Origin of the sequence: [Borrelia] finlandensis (genome assembly GCF_030438365.2) — a bacterium.
Classification (GTDB): Bacteria; Spirochaetota; Spirochaetia; order Borreliales; family Borreliaceae; genus Borreliella; species Borreliella finlandensis.
Window position 1 is genome coordinate 100,025 of the sequence record NZ_CP124070.1, and the last position, 16,599, is coordinate 116,623.

Consider the following 16,599-nt stretch of genomic DNA (forward strand, 5'->3'; position numbering starts at 1 on the left):
ACAAAAAGATGAAATTACCAAAACTTTACAAATTAATGCTACTCTTTCTTTTTACAACAAGATTGTTTTCAGTAAAAGATGAAAAATCAGACAATAAATTGGAATTATTTTCAAACGTAGAAACAAGAATAAAAAAAAATTCTAAAAATTACGATTCAAATTCAAACAGCAAAAAAATTAAAAAAGAATCAATTTTAAAAAGAGATAAAAAAAGAGAAAAAAATATAAATTCCAATATATACATACAAAAATCAAAAAAAATTAATTACCCCAACAGAAATTTAGGCAATAATATCAATCAAAAAACTGCAAATGATGTAAATTTTACAAAAACTAGTTACGTTAAAGTTTATCCCAACTATAAAGACGATAACTTTCAAGAAATTAAAAATGCTAATAAATTTCCAGTTAAAACCGAAAAAACTCACATGCTAATCGGCCCAATATTAAAAGATAATCTAGGAATAATAATTAAAATGCTAAAAACAAAGGGATTCACTTTAATAGAATACATAGAGGACAATAATTAAGATTTATTTTTTGCCAAAAATTTTAAAATCTCATTAAGCTCATCATCTATGTATTTGAAACTATTCTTATATTCGCTTTCACTTAATCCTGTCAGCTCATGATTTCCATAATGAATCCAAGTATTTAATTCTTCTTGGTTAGAATATTTGTTAACATAATAATCAGGAATATAATCTACAAATCCATGATCCTTATAATCGTAAACTGCTATTTTAACATTTTTACTCTCTATGCCTTTTTTTAAAACTTCATTTCTCAAATAAACAATAGTACGACCCGTATCAAAAATGTCATCAACAAATAAAACTTTATCGCCTGCCCTTAAATATTTTGGATCATAAGTCCAACCATCTATCATTATCTTTTTTTGCTCATTAAAAATATCATAAGATCTAGCAACAACAGCAGCATATAAAAGAGGTTTATCTGCTTTTACAAATTTAAAAAATTCGCTAATAATATTGCCAAGATAGGCTCCTCCTCTCAAAGAGACATACATAATATCTGGAATAAATCCATCTTTATAAATTTTATAAGCAAGCTTAAATCCATTAATTCTTATCTCCTCATAAGAAACATATTTCTTCATAATTCAAACTTATTCCTTTTATTCTTTCCTAATAACAATAAAATTTATTTAATCAAAATATTTTAACTTGCAAATTAACACACAAATATTTGCATAAAATAAAATCATTACAATCTAAAAGCTTTGCAATTATATGTAAAAAAAGGGCTAAGATCAACTCTTAACCCAAAACTAAAATTTACTAAAATGTAATTTTAAAAGAATCGTTTCCTCTTAAAATTTTATAAGTATTTTTTCCAACCTCAAGAGCATCATAAAATTCTCTTAAATTAGAAACACTTTTTGAATTTACAGAAAGAATTACATCTCCTGATTTCATTTTAATATTTGATGCTAAATTTTTATCAATATAATCAACAACAACACCTTTAATCCAATTTCTTAAATTAAGCTGAGCTTTAATATCCTCAACTAATGGATACACAACAAAACCTGGAAGCATCTTTGAAGAAGAAAGCTCTTTATCCTTAGGTCTAACAGCAAGAACAATCTCAATATTTTTTTTGACATTGCCCCTTAAGATTTCTACATTTACTTTCTCACCAGCATAAAAATCACTAATATATGATGTAACATCTTGAAAAACGCTCATGGAAACCCCATTAACCTTCATAATAATATCCCCTGCTCTAAGCCCTGACTTAACAGCAGGTGAACCTGGATAAAGAGAAGCAATAATTGCAGCTGAAACATCATTACTTTTAACCCCCAAGCTTTTTAGCACCTCAGAATCTCTTGTCTTTAGCGGATAAAAAGAAATTCCAAGCCACGCCGATTCAATTTTTTTACCCTTAAGGAAAAAATCTACAGTGCTTTTAATATTGTTAACAGGAATTGCAAAACCTAGCCCAATATTTCCGCCAGAATTTGAAGCTATCCAAGCATTAATTCCAATAACCTCGCCCTTTATATTTACAAGAGGACCACCTGAATTACCTCTGTTGATTGCAGCATCGGTTTGAATAAACAGATTCCTTGATTGCAAATTAGGATTTGCAGAACGTTGCAATCCACTCACAATGCCTGCTGTAACTGTAAAACTAAATTGAAAGGGGCTGCCCACTGCCATAACCCAATCACCTATTTCAAGCTTATCACTATCTCCAAGATCAGCTACTTTAATAGTTGCGTCATCGCTTTCAAAGCTAATAAGGGCAATATCTTTTTTTTCATCCTTGCCAATTAACTTAGCCTTGTGCTTTTTTTTATCATAAGATACAACTTCAAGTTCAGTTGCCTTATCTACCACATGACTATTCGTAACTACATAAAATAATGATTTTTTTTGAGAATCTCTACCAATTATTACTCCAGACCCCGCCCAATTGCTTTTTCTCTCAGAATCAAATTCTGGCATATCAAAAAAGAAAAATGGAATAGGAAAACTCTGCTTGATTACCCCTGTTGCATGAACTTCCACAGATGATGGTAAAATTTTCTTGGAAACCTCTCTAAAAGAATCTTGTAAGGCTCGTACGGTATTGTCCTTTTCTTCTGCAAAAACAATGTTGCTTCTATTAGAATCTAAATAATGCATTCCAATAAAAAATCCAATACTCAAAGCCAAAAAACTAAGAAGAAATCCAGAAAAAAACTTTTTTTCCACTTTTATAACCTCCACATAATTACTCAATTTTATAAATAATATTTAAATATTTGATTAATTTAAAATTTAAACTTCACTTAAAATTAAGGGCAATCCATCAACAACAGCAACAGTATGTTCAAAATGTGCAGAATAACTAAGATCAGATGCAAAAACAGTCCAACCATCACTTTTTATTGAAACCTTGTGCCCCTTTAAGTTTACCATAGGCTCAATAGCCAAAACCATACCCTCTTGAATTCTAATATTTTTAAAAAAAGGAGCATAATAATTTGGAACACTTGGTTCTTCGTGAAGTTCAAATCCAACACCATGACCCGTATATTCTCTAACTATTCCAAAACCAAACGGCTTTATATAATCTTCTATTGCCTTTGATATATTTAAAATTCTATTTCCAACTTTCATCTCAGCAATACCCTTGTAAAGAGAGGTATTTGTAACTTCTAAAAGTTTATCGATACTAGAATCCACATTTCCAACTTTAAAAGTTTTTGCCATATCGCTATAAAATCCATCAAGGATAACCCCACAATCAATACTAACAATATCCCCATCCGCTAATTTTCTTTTTCCGGGAATGCCGTGAATAACCTCTTCATTAACAGATGCGCAAATAGTGCCCTTAAATCCACGATATCCCTTAAAAGCAGGCTTAGCTCTATTTTTAATAATAAAATCATAGGCTATCAAATCAAGCTCCTTGGTGCTAATACCAGGAACAATATTTCTCTCAACTTCTAACAAAGTAAGCGCTAACAAACTTGCTGAAGCTTTTATTTTTTTAATCTCATCTTTAGACTTCAATCTTAGTTTAGTCAAAATTCAACTTCCTTTCTCTAAGTGTATCTATCATATTTTTATAAAGCCTTCCTTCATCGGTTTCGTAAAAAGAATAAGAAGCTAAAATAGACTCTTTGCCTTTTTCCATTTTTCCTAAATAAAGATAATTAATCCCTTGTTTTAAATAAATTTTTGATACAAGCTCACGCTCATAGGGGGTAGTAGAATCTTTATCGTAAAAACTACCAGGCAATAAAGATATTCCTTTATTAAAATATCTTTCCGCTTCTTTATAGTCTTTTTCAGAAAAGCTCAAAACTCCAAGATTATAATAAATTCCAAACATATATTTTTGAGATTTATTGTCAAAAATTATCTTTTTTGAACTAATAAAATCTCTTTTAAGGAAAAAATAATAAAATTTATAAAAATCATACCAATCTTGTTTATTTTCAGAAAAATTATAAATTCTAAAAAATAAATCCAAGTCCTTTAAATCTGAATAAAGTAGCAAATTCCAAGCCAAAAATTGAGCAATACTAGAATTATACTCAGTTTTATAAAATAATCGCCACAAATAAGATTTTTTTGCCTCATACTTAGAATTTGCATAATTTAATGCAAAATAAAGTTTAAAAAATAACGGATCTTCCTTATAATTAGCCGTAATTTCATTAGCTTTAAAATAATTTTTAATTCCAAAGTATATGTTTGCTAAATAATAATTTATTATCTTATTATCTTTAAACACCTCATTAGCCTTATTTAAATAAGAAATTGCTCTTTTATAATCATTCTCACTATTAGCTATGAGTGCAAGATTTAAATAAACAAGAACATTGTAATCAGGAAATCTTGTATAAAGCTTTAAATATTCATTCTTAGCATTTTTAATATCTCCTTTTTTAAAATAAGCATCGGCAAGCAAAAAAAGCAAAGTGGGATCTTCTTCATTTTTAATGGACTTAAGATTGGAAATTGTATAATCTAAATCATTAAGATTATATGAAATATATGCAAGTTCTTTTAAAAAACTTTTGTCTTCTTTGATTTTAAAAAGTATGCGCTTAGCAGAATCTATGTTTTTTTTCTCTATATACAAAAGCATTGAATTTATTAAAAATGCATTATTTTTAAGATTTAAACCTATCTCTTCAAAAATACGAGCATCCTTTTCTTTATAGATTTTATCAATAAATTTGTTAAAATCTAAAATCCCATTATCTGAACTTAAATTTTTAATAAAAACTTCATCATAAAGACCTTGATACTCTTCGCTATTTAAAAGATATTCATTTGCAATTCTATAAGCATCTTTTAAAAGCCCAATTTTAAGCTTAGAATAAACTTCCAAAGCTCTTAATTTCAAATTCCCCGGCAAAACTTTAACACCAAGATTTACTATCTCCCCCATAAGATGATAATCGCCTGTATTTAAAGCCCAAAGTTTAGCTCTTTTAGCAAGGGCTAGCCATTTAAATTCAGTATTAGCATAATATGATGAAAATAGCATTGCTTTTTTAGCATCAGCAAATTTTTTTTTATCAATATAAAAATCAATTCCCATAATAAGTTTGCTAAAATCTTTCTCACCTTTTAGAAGATATAAAATATTGGGATCGAAATAGAAATAAAAGCCACCTAAAAAAACTGATAATAAGAATAATGAAATGAACACTAAAGTTTTATTTTTTTTCAATACAACTCTCCATATTTTTAAGCAAAGCATCAAGTATACCATTTATAAACTTGTAAGAGTTTTTACTGCCATATTTCTTGGCAATCAAAATTGCCTCATCAATTACAGCACGTTTTGAATTTTCAAAATTTTGGAACTTCAAAGAATAGACGCCCATCCTAAGTATTGCAAGATCAACCTTATCCATGCGTTCTAAAGACCAATTCAAAGAAATATCCCTAATGAGGCTATCAATATGCTCTAAATTATTAAAAGTACCAATTACTAAAGAAGAATAAAACGACTTAATAGACTCATTTTCTATGTCTAATCCTTTATCTTCAATATTAAAAATATCAAAAATATCGTCCATTGCGCTTTGATTAATATCAATGCTATAAATCTTTTGAAAAGCTAAAACTCTAACTTCATGCATTAAATCCATAATAAAATTATATAAATAAAAATATGTTTTATTTTAGACTAGAATCCAAGATTTGTATATTTGCAGACTTGTTAAGCTTGCCATACATATCTTGCTGCACTTGAACAACAATTTGCTGTTGTTGAAAATTAATCATGTTATTTCTTATTGCATCTTTGACAATCAAATCTGCAGTAGGAGACACTTTATCATTCAAACCTAAAAATCTCTGAGCATATTTTTCTGTAACTTTAATAATATGAAACCCTTCCTTTGAAGCAATAGGCGAAGATATATCACCCTTATTAAAATTAAAAACCTCTTTCACAAAATCGGCTCCAAGAAGATTTTGAGCATTTTGATCGCCTCTTGATAAAAACCCAAGATCACCATTTTTAGCCTTAGAAGACTCGTCATTTGAATATTTTCTTACAGCTTCTTCAAAAGTAATTTTTTTTGATCTTATTTGGCTTAAAATATTTTTTGCTTGATCTAAAATATCTGATCTTTTTTTATCTTTAGTAGAAAAAAATATATGACTAACCCTTGAAATATCGGGATTTACAAATTTAGTTTTATTAGCCTCATAATACTCAATAATTTCTTTCTCACTGGGAGTTTTAATTTCAGAAAACTTGGGCTGAGCTTGCTTTAAAACAAGCTTTTGAGAAGACAGAGATCTTTTCATTGAAGACAAAAGCTCGACCCAATTTGTACCTTGTTTTTCTATCATCTGCTTGATTTGTTCATCAGTAAAATTCACAAGTCCAAATTGAGTTCTAATTGTTTGCATAACCTCATCATCTGAAATTTTAATTCCTTGTTTTGAAGCCTCTTGACTAAAAAGAACATCTGCTATTAAAACTTGCAGAACTTGCTTTTTCTCAGCATCAGTTAAGTCTCTACCTTGGGTCTTTTTAAATATATCAACCTTAGAATCAAAACCGGTTTTAGTAATAATTTCATTCTTATATAAATTAATAATAGCAACAGGAGTATTTTGAGCAAAAGAGCTAATCCCTACAGTTCCCAATATTACCCAAAATAAAAAACTCTTCATAACATAACCTCTTATTAAAGAATCACTTACCCACTAATTTAACAAAATTTTACATTTAAATCTAGTTAATAAAACATTTTCATCTATACAAAAAACTAGAAATTCCTTGTCCGCCACCAATACAAACAGATACTATTCCTTTTGTTTTATTCTTCATTTTCATAGAACGAGAAAGTGTTAATAAAATTCTTGAACCGCTAACGGCAAACGGATGCCCCAAAGCAATAGCACCACCATTTACATTAATAATATCACTAGTTATATTGTATTTTTTAAACAAGGCCTTTTCAATGCTTAATGCTTGAGCTGCAAATGCCTCATTTACCTCAATCAAATCTATTTCGCTAGGATTTAAACTTAATTTACTAATAATACCTTCAATAGCCATATAAGCTCCAAAACCCATATAAAGTGGATCAAGCCCCACACTTTTAAATCCCCCAATATAAGCTAATGGACTTACCCCTAAGCTTTTTACTCTTTGCTCACTTGCTAAAATTAAAAAACAAGCACCATCATTTAAACTTGAAGAATTTCCGGCAGTTACTGTGCCTGATTCTTTAAAAACAGGATTAAGAGATGCTAGCTTATTTAAAGTTAAATTTTCTCTTATTTCCTCATCACTTGAGATAGTCATATTAGAGTTGGTCTTCTTATCAAAAACAGTCAGGGGATAAATTTCATCCTCAAAATATCCAAGCTCTCTTGCCTTTAATGCCTTTACATGAGAATTATATGCAAATTCATCTTGCATTTCTCTTGTTATTCTATATTTTTTTGAAAGATTTTCAGCTGTAAGCCCCATGGAAATAAAATTCAGAGAATCTACTAGGGCGTCTTTTTGGATTGAATCTTCAATTCCAAAATTACCAAATTTAAGACCGTCAAATCTAATCTTTCTAGGTAATAAATAAGGAGAATTGGTTAAATCTTCAACTCCTCCAGCTAAAACAATATCATTGTCTCCAAGAGCAATAGAATTAAATGCAAGCTCCAAGGCCTTAAGCCCAGAACCACAAACTTTATTAACGCTAAATGCAGGCACAGTATCGCCTAAGTCAGACTTTAAAGCAATTTGTCTTGCAATATTTTGACCAAGTCCCGCAGATATTACATTACCAATAATAACCTCATCCACTTTGTATAACTTATTTCTTTCAAGCAAAGCTTTAACAACTTTTGAAGATTCATCAATAATATTTAAACCCCTAAAAGAACCTCCAAACTTAAAATTAGGTGTTCTAAGTCCATCAATAATAGCTACCTTTTTTATCACAATTACTCCTAAAGTCTTAATAAACTTATTGAATTATACAATACAATAGATCATATAAAAACTAAGTTTATTAAATAAAAATAAACTATTTAACCTGAATTATTTAATAAACAAGCTAAAATGTTATAATTTTAAAATGCGGTTTAAAAAAATATTTTTAATAATATTTATAATTTCTAATTTAAAAGTTTATTCTTATAATTATGCAATCCAATATAAAAATGAAGGTATTGACAAATATTATTTTGAAATACTAAATGATGGATTCGGATTTTCATTAAGCGATTTTTTTGATGACTTGAGAAGTGGTTCTCTTATTTTTAACTATGTTTCAAAATACAATTTTATAATAAATTTAGAAGCACACATGTTAACCTATAGGGGTTATAAAGACTCTCCGAAATCTTTAATTAGTAGAACAGACTTAATTGAAATAGGCTTCATGTACTATTTTCCAATCTTGTTGCTAATTAATGGAAAAAATTTTGGAGAAATAGACTTGGGAATTGGAGTTAAAAACTTATTATTTGGAGACTGGGGAGGGCATTTAATGCAAAGCATAATTCACCTCATTTTAAATCAACACCGTCCAATTCCAAGTATAAAAAGCTACGACAGCTACAATTATAGAGGATTTTTAAGCTTTGCTCTAAATTACTCTTACATGAATTTTTTAAATTTAGAAAATTATATGGATCTATCTTATTGTGCAGATTATTTTATTAAAAACAGTATTGGAATTACCTTAAAAAATGAAAATATTGGATTTGATATAAAACTTTATTCCCAAATTCAAAATCAAATCAAAAGCCTCAAAACATATTCAAAAACACAAGAAGCAGAAACAGGAATTGGAATAAATTATCAATTTTACTCTAAAAATTTTTTCATAACCAATAATTTAAACATTAAAAATTTTTCAACCAAAGAAAATTTCTTAAGCGTTGGAGGATTTGGAATAATCATTACACCTGAAGAATACAAAAAAATATCAGAATCAAATAATGAATTTAATGTTGTAAGTAATAATTTTTACTTTGGATTTGATATTATGATCCCATTAAAAATAAGAAATTCATTATTTTATAAAATAAATGAAAACATTAACCATTACTTTTCAATATCAACAAATTATTACACTAATTATAATGAAACTAATAGCTTCACAAATCAATTATCATCAGGCATCATGTATGAATTTTTACCACAAAAAACATTCAATCCTTACCTAATTTCGGGATTATTTTTTGCCTATAATCAAAATAACAAAGATATTAAAAGCATCTCAAGACCAATAAGAATAAAAAACATTCTTCAAGTCGGAATTGAAAATGAATTAGGATTTTTGTTCAAAATGCTAAAATACCGAAACACTGAGTATATTTTCAAAATATATTCAAAAGTTAGCTATATTCCTATAGCTTATAACTTAGATGAAAAAAAATTAGAAAAACATTCTATTAACTTTAATTATTTAGGAATTGGAATAGTCGTTAAATAACAACTAATACTGGTGGTCTTTGTTAACAAACTTAGTAATGTGTGGCAAAAATAATATATCTGCCCTACCTGTAGGGCCATTTCTATGTTTTGCTACAATAACCTTGGTTTCTATTGGTTCTACCTCAGCAGAAGACTCAAATTTAAAATCCTTGTCCCTATGAAGCAAAATTACAATATCAGCATCTTGCTCTAATGCTCCTGATTCCCTTAGACTAGCAAGATTAGGCTCGCGCCCTTCTGTATCTCTTGTAAGCTGAGACAATGCAACAATAGGAATCTCAAGCTCTCTAGCAAGCTCTTTGAGAGATTTGCTAATCGAAGCAACTTGTTCATGCCTTGGAAGATTTTTTGTTTCAAAAGAAATCAGACTGATATAATCAACAAATATTATATCTATACCATAAAATCGCTTAAGTTTTCTAGCTTGAGTTGCCAAAGTTAGCAAACTAATATTGGGAGTATCTTCAATATAAAGCTCAGAATCACTAATTTCATTTATAATATCATTTAATGATTTTATCTCCTGTCCAGATAAAATGCTATTTTGAACTTTAAAGCTATCAATACAAGATTGAGAAGATATTATTCTTTTTATTAAAGCATCTGCTGTCATTTCAAGGGAAAAAAATCCTACTTTTTTCTTTTCTTCTTTTCTTAATGCTATAGAAGAAGCAATATTTAAAGCAAATGCCGTTTTACCGATGCTGGGACGAGCACCAACTATAATAAAATCACTATTTCTAAATCCCCCAATAAGAGAGTCGACCTTTCTAAAGCCACTTGGAATGCCAAAGTTTGCTTCTTTTTTCTTCATGCTACGCTCATATATCTCATTATGAACACGTTCTGCAATAACTTTAGCATGATAGAGGTTCTTACTAGAATAATCTAACTCAATTGAAAGAATTTTTTGTTGAGATTCTTCAACAATCTCATTAATAGATTTTGTAGAATCATTTATATAGTCATTAAGCTCCTTAGAAACATTTAAAATGCTTCTGCGAACACTCTGTTCTTTTACAATTTTCGCATAAACATTTATAGTTCTATCTGTTGGCAAATAAACTGAAAGTGAATCTAAATAATCAGGCAAATTGATTAAATCTTTTTTAATCAAAAGTTGCGTTTTTGAAACATGCTTAGATACTTCTTCAAAAACAGTAATAGGATCAATATTTTCCCTTTTTTCATAAAGCGAAACCATTGCTTTGAAAATCAACCTATGAGTTTCATTGTAAAAATCATCAGCTCTTACATGAAAAGCAATTTGCTCTATCTTATCTGAATTATAAAATATACTAGAAATTACCGCTTTTTCTGCACCATCATTAAAAAGAAGTGCAGAATTCGAAAAAGCTGCTAAAGCCACAAACTACACCTCTACTCTTTCACCTTGTTCATCTGCTTTATTCAACTTTTTACTTAAAGACTTTTTATCCTCTTGCTTTCTTTCTTTTTTTATCTCTACTTTAATAATAGAGCTAATACCTTCATAAAGCTTAATTGTCACATCATAAGTTCCAAAAGTCTTTAAAGTTCCATGATGTATATCTATTTTTTTTCTCTCTATATCAAAACCAAGTTTTAAAAGTTCATCAGCAATATTTAAACTGTTAATACTATGAAACAATTTGCCAGAATCATTAGATTTCATAAAAAATTCTAATTTAACAAGATCAAGCTTGGATTTCAAATCGTTGGCCATTTGTTTTTTTGCTTCCTGCTTTTTTAATATTGATCTTCTTTTTTGATTAAAAATCTCAACATTATATTTATTTGAAAAAACTGCAAAACCCTTGGGTAGTAAATAGTTTCTTGCAAATCCATCTCTTACCTCTACAGTATCTCCTTCTTTTCCAAGATTAATAAAATCTTCCTTTAAAATCACTTTCATAATTACCCCCAAATAATCATTTTTTTACAAAAGGCAACAAAGCCATATATCTTGCCCGTTTAATTTCTAATGCCAAGCGCCTTTGATGCTTAGCAGAAGTTCCAGTAATTCTTTTGGGTAAAATTTTACCTTGCTCGGTAATAAACTTTTTAAGAAAATCAAAATCCTTATAATCAGGATGTTTACCAGAATCACAAAATTTACATGACTTTCTCTTAAAAAATCTGAAATTTGAATTTTTTTTAAAGCCATCCTGCTGATTTTCAAATCTTGAATCTCTTTGATTTGTATCTCTATCTTTATACATAACTTAAACTCCATTAAAAAGGTATATCTTCGCTAAATTTATCATCAACAATATCAATATCCTTAACTACATCTTCTTTTTTATGATTTGTCAAACTATTAACATCTGAATCTTGCATTTGAATAGTATTAGAACCTGAACTAAACATTTGCAAATTATCTACAAATATATTTATCTTACTCCTCTTGTCACCTGTATTTCTATCTTGCCAGCTTTCATATTTAAGAGATCCACTTACCACAACTTGTTTGCCCTTTTTCAAATAATCGTTGAGACTTTCGGCTCTTTTTGAAAAAATAACACAATCAAAATATTGTGGATAATCAATCCATTCATCATTCTTCTTCATTCTTCTATTATTAGCTATAGAAAATCTAAGAACAGCCATACCACTTTCTGTATAAGAAAGCTCAGAATCTCTTGTAAGCCTACCAGACAATACTAATGAATTAATATCAGCCATTAAAAACCTTCTTATTTCTCCTGAATATCTGCGCTTTCAGGACCTGTTGGTGTTTCAACTTTAGAGGCACCTTTAAGACTGTCTTTGTCAATATTGTCTCTAAATTCTCTAAAATTTCTTCTTTTGATTTTTTTAGTATTGATCTTTCTAACTATTTTCACCAAAATCATATACCTAAGCAAGTTTTTAATTAACTTAAGCCTTGATTCAAGTTCTTTTAAATTATTGCCTTCCATACTAAACTCTATTATTTCATAACGACCTCTAGCCTGCTTTTTAATAGGATATTCCAAGGCTCTCTCTCCAATAAAATTGCTAACAACATCAGTTGCACCAAAAAACTCTAAAGATTTTTTAACCTCTTCTAAAGAACCCTTATATTCAATTTCTTCACTTTTAAACAAAAAACATGCCTCATATCTTTTAATCATTACTAAAACTCCTTATGGTCTATCGCATTGCAAAATATGCAACAAAGGTTACTTAGTTAGTATATAAAAGAGACTAATTTTTTTCAACAATAAAAACTTTTTATAACATACAAAATGTAACTGAAAAATAATCTTAAACCCTAATCTTCTTCTAATTCGCTAAGCTTATAGGTTTTCCCTGATTTACCTTGCTTTTCAAGTTTTTTGTCTTCCTTCATTTCAATATAAGTCTTAAAGCCTTTTTTTACATTATCAACTGCAACCATAACACTAGCTTCAAAAAGACTCTTTGGAGAATAGGTATCAATGGCCTTTTTAATATAATAAACATTAGATCCATAAAAAAGCTGAACCTTGCCATTAACAAGCCCTATTTTAAGAACTCCAGCCTCTTTAAGCAAATCATTATCAACAAGCTCAGTATTAACAACATCTACATGCAATCTTGTAGAACAAACATCAAGCTTTGTAATATTATCAAATCCACCAAGACCTTGAATTAAAAGATGCGCAATCCCTAGACTCTCTAGCTTTCCTTCTTGGCCTTCAAAAAATGGATCGTCTGTAACAAATATCTGAAAATCAAAGTATCTATAAAGCCAACTAAAAGTAAAATAATAAAGAGCAAAAAACATTGCCCCCAAAGGCAATACACTAATCCAATTTGTCTTAGAATTTCCTTGAAGTATCCCAAACATAAAAAAATCCAAAAATCCAGTAGAGAAGGTATTGCCAATCGTAACATCAAAAAAATTAGCAAGCAACAATGCAAATCCCGAATAAGCGGCATGAACAAAATAAAGCAAAGGCGCTGTGAAAATAAATAAAAATTCTAAAGGCTCAGTTATTCCTGTTAAAAAAGCTGTCAAGGCTCCAGAAAAAAGAAGCGCTGCAACCTTATTTTTATCTTCATGAACAATGCCCTTGTAAACCCCTAATGCTGCTCCGGGCAGTCCAAACATAATAGAGAGATAAAATCCACTGCTAATTTTGGCAAAACCCGATGAAAATTTACCAAGTGATGGGTCTAATAGCTGAGCATAAAATATATTCTTAAGACCTCTAACAGTATCGCCATTAACTATCTCCACTCCCCCCAAAGAAGTAAACTCAAAAGGAAAAGATAAAATAGAATGCAACCCCAATGGCAATAAAAGCCTATTTAAAAATCCATAAAGAAAACTGCCAAAATATTCAAACTTAAAAACAAACACACCTAAAGATGTAATTAACTTGTCAAAACTTGACCAAATTAAACAAAAAAATATAGCTAAAACAACACAAAAGGGTAAAATTATTACTATAGGCACAAAATGGCACTCTGAAAAAAAAATAAAAGGCTTGGGCAGCTTCATATTATAAAATTTGTTATGCAAATAGCCAACTACAAGGCCTACCGCTAAAGAACCTGCAATTCCCGTATTTAAAGTTTGAACACCAAAAAAATTTATACGCCCCACAGAAGACATTGTCTCTGCTTCAACAAGCCCTGAAAAAGCCTCAATAAAATAATTTTCGGTAATATTAAATGTTAAATAACCAATAAGGCCCCCCAAAGCCGCTGTTCCCTGCCCCATTCTTGCAACTCCAATAGAAATTCCAATAGAAAAAATTAAAGGCATATTGAGAAGAATAGCATTGCCTATAGCCTTCATTAAGGCTAAAACATTTTGAATAAAAATTTTATCAACATAAACAATACTAGAAGAATTTGAAAATACAGATCCAATACCAATCAATAAACATGAAACTGGTAAAATAGAAATAGGCACTCGTAGTGCTTTAGAAAATTTTTGCAAACTTGAAAAGTTAATTATTTTAATAAAATTAATCATGCTAAGCCTCTCCAATGCTAATTTCAGCAAACACTATTTTATTATAAAGCTTTTTTTGCAAAAAAAAACTTTACTTACTAAACAAGCCAAATAATAAGATTGGATAAATCAAGCAAGATTTAATTTGATCTTGAGAAAAACTTACAATTAAAGTAAGGTATTATATATTTTTTATAAATAAATGATAAAACGGAGGCAAAGCTGTGCTTAGAGAAAACAAACTTAAAAATTACTCGTTAAGCGATGTTAACACAAGCAAAATACCAAAAAATGAGCTTTTTAGTTCAATCTCGCATCTTTTTGGAATTATTTTGTCTATCATTGGAACAACAATTCTTGTTACAATATCTACTCTTAAGAAAAAAGATTTACATATACTTGTATTCTTGATTTACGGATTTTCAATGACCCTATTATATGTGATGAGCACTCTTTACCACATATTTCCAAAAGGAAGTAAAATAAAAAAAATATTTAGAAAATTTGATCATATCTCAATATTTATTCTAATAGCAGGAACATATACTCCTGCATGTGCAATCCTTGTGCCAAATAAATCAGGACTAATAATCTTATGCGTAGTGTGGAGCCTGGCTATAATTGGAATAATTTTTAAAATAATATTTACAAACAGCCCCGGATGGTTTAATGGATCCATATTTATAATCATGGGGTGGATTATCATTTTTAAAATTAAGCCCATTTATAAGGCCCTCAGCGGAAAAGGATTTTTTTGGCTAGTTTTTGGCGGAATCGTATATACAATAGGCGGAATAGTATACATATTAAGTAAAAAATTCAATCCAACAATTAACATGAAAATGCATGATGTATTTCATATATTAATAATAATCGCATCAGCATCTCACTTTTGGCTTATGCTAAAATACATTTCTAATTTTTAATTAAATATATTCAAAAGACCTTTCAAATCATTAAAAAGGCCTAAACCAAAAAGAAACAGCCCAAAAAAAATACCAAAGCTATAAAAAGAATAAATGGTTTTGGCCTTAAATCTTTTTCCACGCAAAAGCTCAATAAAGCTGATAAAAATTTGTCCCCCATCAAAAATAGGTATTACAATAAAAAATAGATTCATACCAGCAAGAATTAAGCTCAAGAAAGAAATGCTATTAATCCAATACAATATCCCTAAAGAATAAGATGAAGAGAGAATGCCCACAATTCCAACAGGGCCTGATACACTCTTAGAAGTATTTAAGAAATTTGTCATTAATAAAAAAATAGAATATAAAATGTCTTGCAAAGCATTTACAACCTTAAAAAAAGAATTCTTAATGGCACTTGAAACATTTTCTACTTTAACTATCCTTTTTAAAGGTGGTGAAAAATATATACCAATCATTTTATTTTTATCATGAAATACTAACTTAGAAGAAAAAATCTCCCCATTTCTAGAAAACTTAATTTCCACAACATCCGAATTTAAATTCTTAAGAAAATAATCTAAATCTCTTTTATTTTTCAAAAGAACATTATCAATGCTGATTATTTCGTCACCCGGCTTCATTCCCGCAATCTTAGCAGGCGAATTTGAAACCACATCTGCTATCACAAGATCAACCCAAGGGCCAATTTCTTTTAAAAAATCTTGCAAACTAACAGTCTCTTTAACAGTAATATTTTCTTTTTCCCTTAAAACATCAAACGTAACTGTAGATTTTTCCTCAGGAATAACTTTTTTTAAATCAGAAAAATATTCAATTTTTTTATTATTAACCTTTAATATAACATCACCGTCTCTAAATTTATCTTTTAAAAAAGAATCTTTATTTAAAATACTAACTCTTGAAGAATAATCAAAATATATAATACCCGCCATACTTATAAAAATAAAAACAACAAATGAAAAAATCAAATTAAACAACGGACCTGCAAAATATATTAAGATTTTTTTAAAATGTGAAATTCCAAACAAAGAATCTTTATCTGCTTCTAATTCTTTATTTGCCTTAAGCTCTTTTTCTAAGTGATCAAATCCCTTAAGCTTACAATATCCTCCTAGAAGGATTGGGGAAAGTCTATACTCAGTATTATTAATTTTAAACTTTAATATGCTAGGACCTATACCCACAGAAAAAACTTCAACCTTAACTTTAAAAAGTTTAGCAAATAAAAAGTGCCCTAGCTCATGAATAAATATTATAAAACTGAGAGCCAACACACTAAAAAGAATATACATAATTTCCTCCAAAAAT

At 29.0% G+C, this 16,599-nt stretch carries 17 protein-coding genes; 3 read left to right on the forward strand and 14 right to left on the reverse strand.

Features of this window, described 5'->3' with window-relative positions; genetic code table 11:
• Positions 1-8: 8 nt before the first annotated feature.
• Positions 9-530, forward strand: a complete 522-nt coding sequence (locus QIA19_RS01050) for a hypothetical protein (protein WP_301365175.1) — start codon at positions 9-11, stop codon at positions 528-530.
• Here the strand turns inward: QIA19_RS01050 and QIA19_RS01055 are convergent.
• The 7 genes from QIA19_RS01055 to QIA19_RS01085 form a co-directional block, all read right to left on the reverse strand.
• Complete coding sequence (locus tag QIA19_RS01055) at positions 527-1,120, reverse strand: phosphoribosyltransferase (protein WP_301365177.1); 594 nt, start codon at positions 1,118-1,120, stop codon at positions 527-529. The genes QIA19_RS01050 and QIA19_RS01055 overlap by 4 nt on opposite strands.
• 181 nt (positions 1,121-1,301) lie before the next feature.
• Positions 1,302-2,726, reverse strand: coding sequence for a DegQ family serine endoprotease HtrA (gene htrA, locus QIA19_RS01060; RefSeq protein WP_301365179.1), 1,425 nt, complete (start codon positions 2,724-2,726; stop codon positions 1,302-1,304).
• Between the two features lie 66 nt (positions 2,727-2,792).
• Positions 2,793-3,548 (reverse strand): type I methionyl aminopeptidase, encoded by a 756-nt coding sequence (gene map / locus QIA19_RS01065; protein WP_301365181.1) that lies wholly within the window; start codon positions 3,546-3,548, stop codon positions 2,793-2,795.
• Positions 3,541-5,208, reverse strand: coding sequence for a tetratricopeptide repeat protein (locus tag QIA19_RS01070; protein WP_301365183.1), 1,668 nt, complete (start codon positions 5,206-5,208; stop codon positions 3,541-3,543). Before QIA19_RS01070 ends, map begins: the two co-directional genes overlap by 8 nt.
• Positions 5,195-5,623: a transcription antitermination factor NusB gene (gene nusB / locus QIA19_RS01075; protein WP_039949481.1), complete on the reverse strand. Its 429-nt coding sequence runs from the start codon at positions 5,621-5,623 to the stop codon at positions 5,195-5,197. Before nusB ends, QIA19_RS01070 begins: the two co-directional genes overlap by 14 nt.
• 37 nt (positions 5,624-5,660) lie before the next feature.
• Positions 5,661-6,671, reverse strand: coding sequence for a peptidylprolyl isomerase (locus QIA19_RS01080; protein WP_301365185.1), 1,011 nt, complete (start codon positions 6,669-6,671; stop codon positions 5,661-5,663).
• 79 nt (positions 6,672-6,750) lie between these two features.
• On the reverse strand, positions 6,751-7,947 hold the full coding sequence (locus QIA19_RS01085; protein WP_301365187.1) for an acetyl-CoA C-acyltransferase: 1,197 nt from the start codon (positions 7,945-7,947) through the stop codon (positions 6,751-6,753).
• Between the two features lie 136 nt (positions 7,948-8,083).
• On the opposite strand from QIA19_RS01085, the gene QIA19_RS01090 reads away from it, so the two are divergent.
• A complete protein-coding gene (locus QIA19_RS01090; RefSeq protein ID WP_301365189.1) occupies positions 8,084-9,448 on the forward strand; it encodes a hypothetical protein in 1,365 nt (454 codons plus the stop codon).
• A gap of 3 nt (positions 9,449-9,451) precedes the next feature.
• On the opposite strand, the gene dnaB is transcribed toward QIA19_RS01090, so the two are convergent.
• The 6 genes from dnaB to QIA19_RS01120 all read right to left on the reverse strand — a co-directional run bounded on the left by dnaB (position 9,452) and on the right by QIA19_RS01120 (position 14,380).
• Positions 9,452-10,819: a replicative DNA helicase gene (gene dnaB / locus QIA19_RS01095; RefSeq protein WP_301365191.1), complete on the reverse strand. Its 1,368-nt coding sequence runs from the start codon at positions 10,817-10,819 to the stop codon at positions 9,452-9,454.
• A gap of 3 nt (positions 10,820-10,822) precedes the next feature.
• A complete protein-coding gene (gene rplI / locus QIA19_RS01100; protein ID WP_008882747.1) occupies positions 10,823-11,344 on the reverse strand; it encodes a 50S ribosomal protein L9 in 522 nt (173 codons plus the stop codon).
• Positions 11,345-11,360: 16 nt separating this feature from the next.
• The gene (gene rpsR, locus QIA19_RS01105; RefSeq protein ID WP_002556715.1) at positions 11,361-11,651 is read right to left on the reverse strand and encodes a 30S ribosomal protein S18; all 291 of its coding nucleotides are present in this window, start codon (positions 11,649-11,651) and stop codon (positions 11,361-11,363) included.
• Between the two features lie 13 nt (positions 11,652-11,664).
• Positions 11,665-12,114, reverse strand: coding sequence for a single-stranded DNA-binding protein (locus tag QIA19_RS01110; protein ID WP_008882656.1), 450 nt, complete (start codon positions 12,112-12,114; stop codon positions 11,665-11,667).
• Between the two features lie 11 nt (positions 12,115-12,125).
• Positions 12,126-12,545 carry a 30S ribosomal protein S6 gene (rpsF, locus tag QIA19_RS01115; RefSeq protein WP_008882471.1) on the reverse strand — a complete coding sequence of 140 codons (420 nt, stop codon included), beginning with the start codon at positions 12,543-12,545 and terminating at the stop codon, positions 12,126-12,128.
• 140 nt (positions 12,546-12,685) lie between these two features.
• Entirely contained in the window at positions 12,686-14,380 is a 1,695-nt protein-coding gene (locus QIA19_RS01120) for a PTS transporter subunit EIIC (RefSeq protein ID WP_301365198.1), read from the reverse strand.
• 203 nt (positions 14,381-14,583) lie between these two features.
• Here QIA19_RS01120 and trhA point away from each other — a divergent pair, with 203 nt between their 5' ends.
• Positions 14,584-15,285: a PAQR family membrane homeostasis protein TrhA gene (gene trhA / locus QIA19_RS01125; protein WP_301365200.1), complete on the forward strand. Its 702-nt coding sequence runs from the start codon at positions 14,584-14,586 to the stop codon at positions 15,283-15,285.
• On the opposite strand, the gene rseP is transcribed toward trhA, so the two are convergent.
• Positions 15,282-16,583 (reverse strand): RIP metalloprotease RseP, encoded by a 1,302-nt coding sequence (gene rseP, locus QIA19_RS01130; RefSeq protein WP_301365202.1) that lies wholly within the window; start codon positions 16,581-16,583, stop codon positions 15,282-15,284. The genes trhA and rseP overlap by 4 nt on opposite strands.
• Positions 16,584-16,599 lie beyond the last annotated feature (16 nt).

Coding starts and splice junctions, on each gene's coding strand:
- QIA19_RS01055 (WP_301365177.1), bottom strand. CDS start 1,120: ATGAAGAAATATGTTTCTTATGAGGAGATAAGAATTAATGGATTTAAG.
- QIA19_RS01080 (WP_301365185.1), bottom strand. CDS start 6,671: ATGAAGAGTTTTTTATTTTGGGTAATATTGGGAACTGTAGGGATTAGC.
- QIA19_RS01050 (WP_301365175.1), top strand. CDS start 9: ATGAAATTACCAAAACTTTACAAATTAATGCTACTCTTTCTTTTTACA.
- rseP (WP_301365202.1), bottom strand. CDS start 16,583: ATGTATATTCTTTTTAGTGTGTTGGCTCTCAGTTTTATAATATTTATT.
- rplI (WP_008882747.1), bottom strand. CDS start 11,344: ATGAAAGTGATTTTAAAGGAAGATTTTATTAATCTTGGAAAAGAAGGA.
- rpsF (WP_008882471.1), bottom strand. CDS start 12,545: ATGATTAAAAGATATGAGGCATGTTTTTTGTTTAAAAGTGAAGAAATT.
- QIA19_RS01110 (WP_008882656.1), bottom strand. CDS start 12,114: ATGGCTGATATTAATTCATTAGTATTGTCTGGTAGGCTTACAAGAGAT.
- QIA19_RS01090 (WP_301365189.1), top strand. CDS start 8,084: ATGCGGTTTAAAAAAATATTTTTAATAATATTTATAATTTCTAATTTA.
- rpsR (WP_002556715.1), bottom strand. CDS start 11,651: ATGTATAAAGATAGAGATACAAATCAAAGAGATTCAAGATTTGAAAAT.
- QIA19_RS01120 (WP_301365198.1), bottom strand. CDS start 14,380: ATGATTAATTTTATTAAAATAATTAACTTTTCAAGTTTGCAAAAATTT.
- nusB (WP_039949481.1), bottom strand. CDS start 5,623: ATGCATGAAGTTAGAGTTTTAGCTTTTCAAAAGATTTATAGCATTGAT.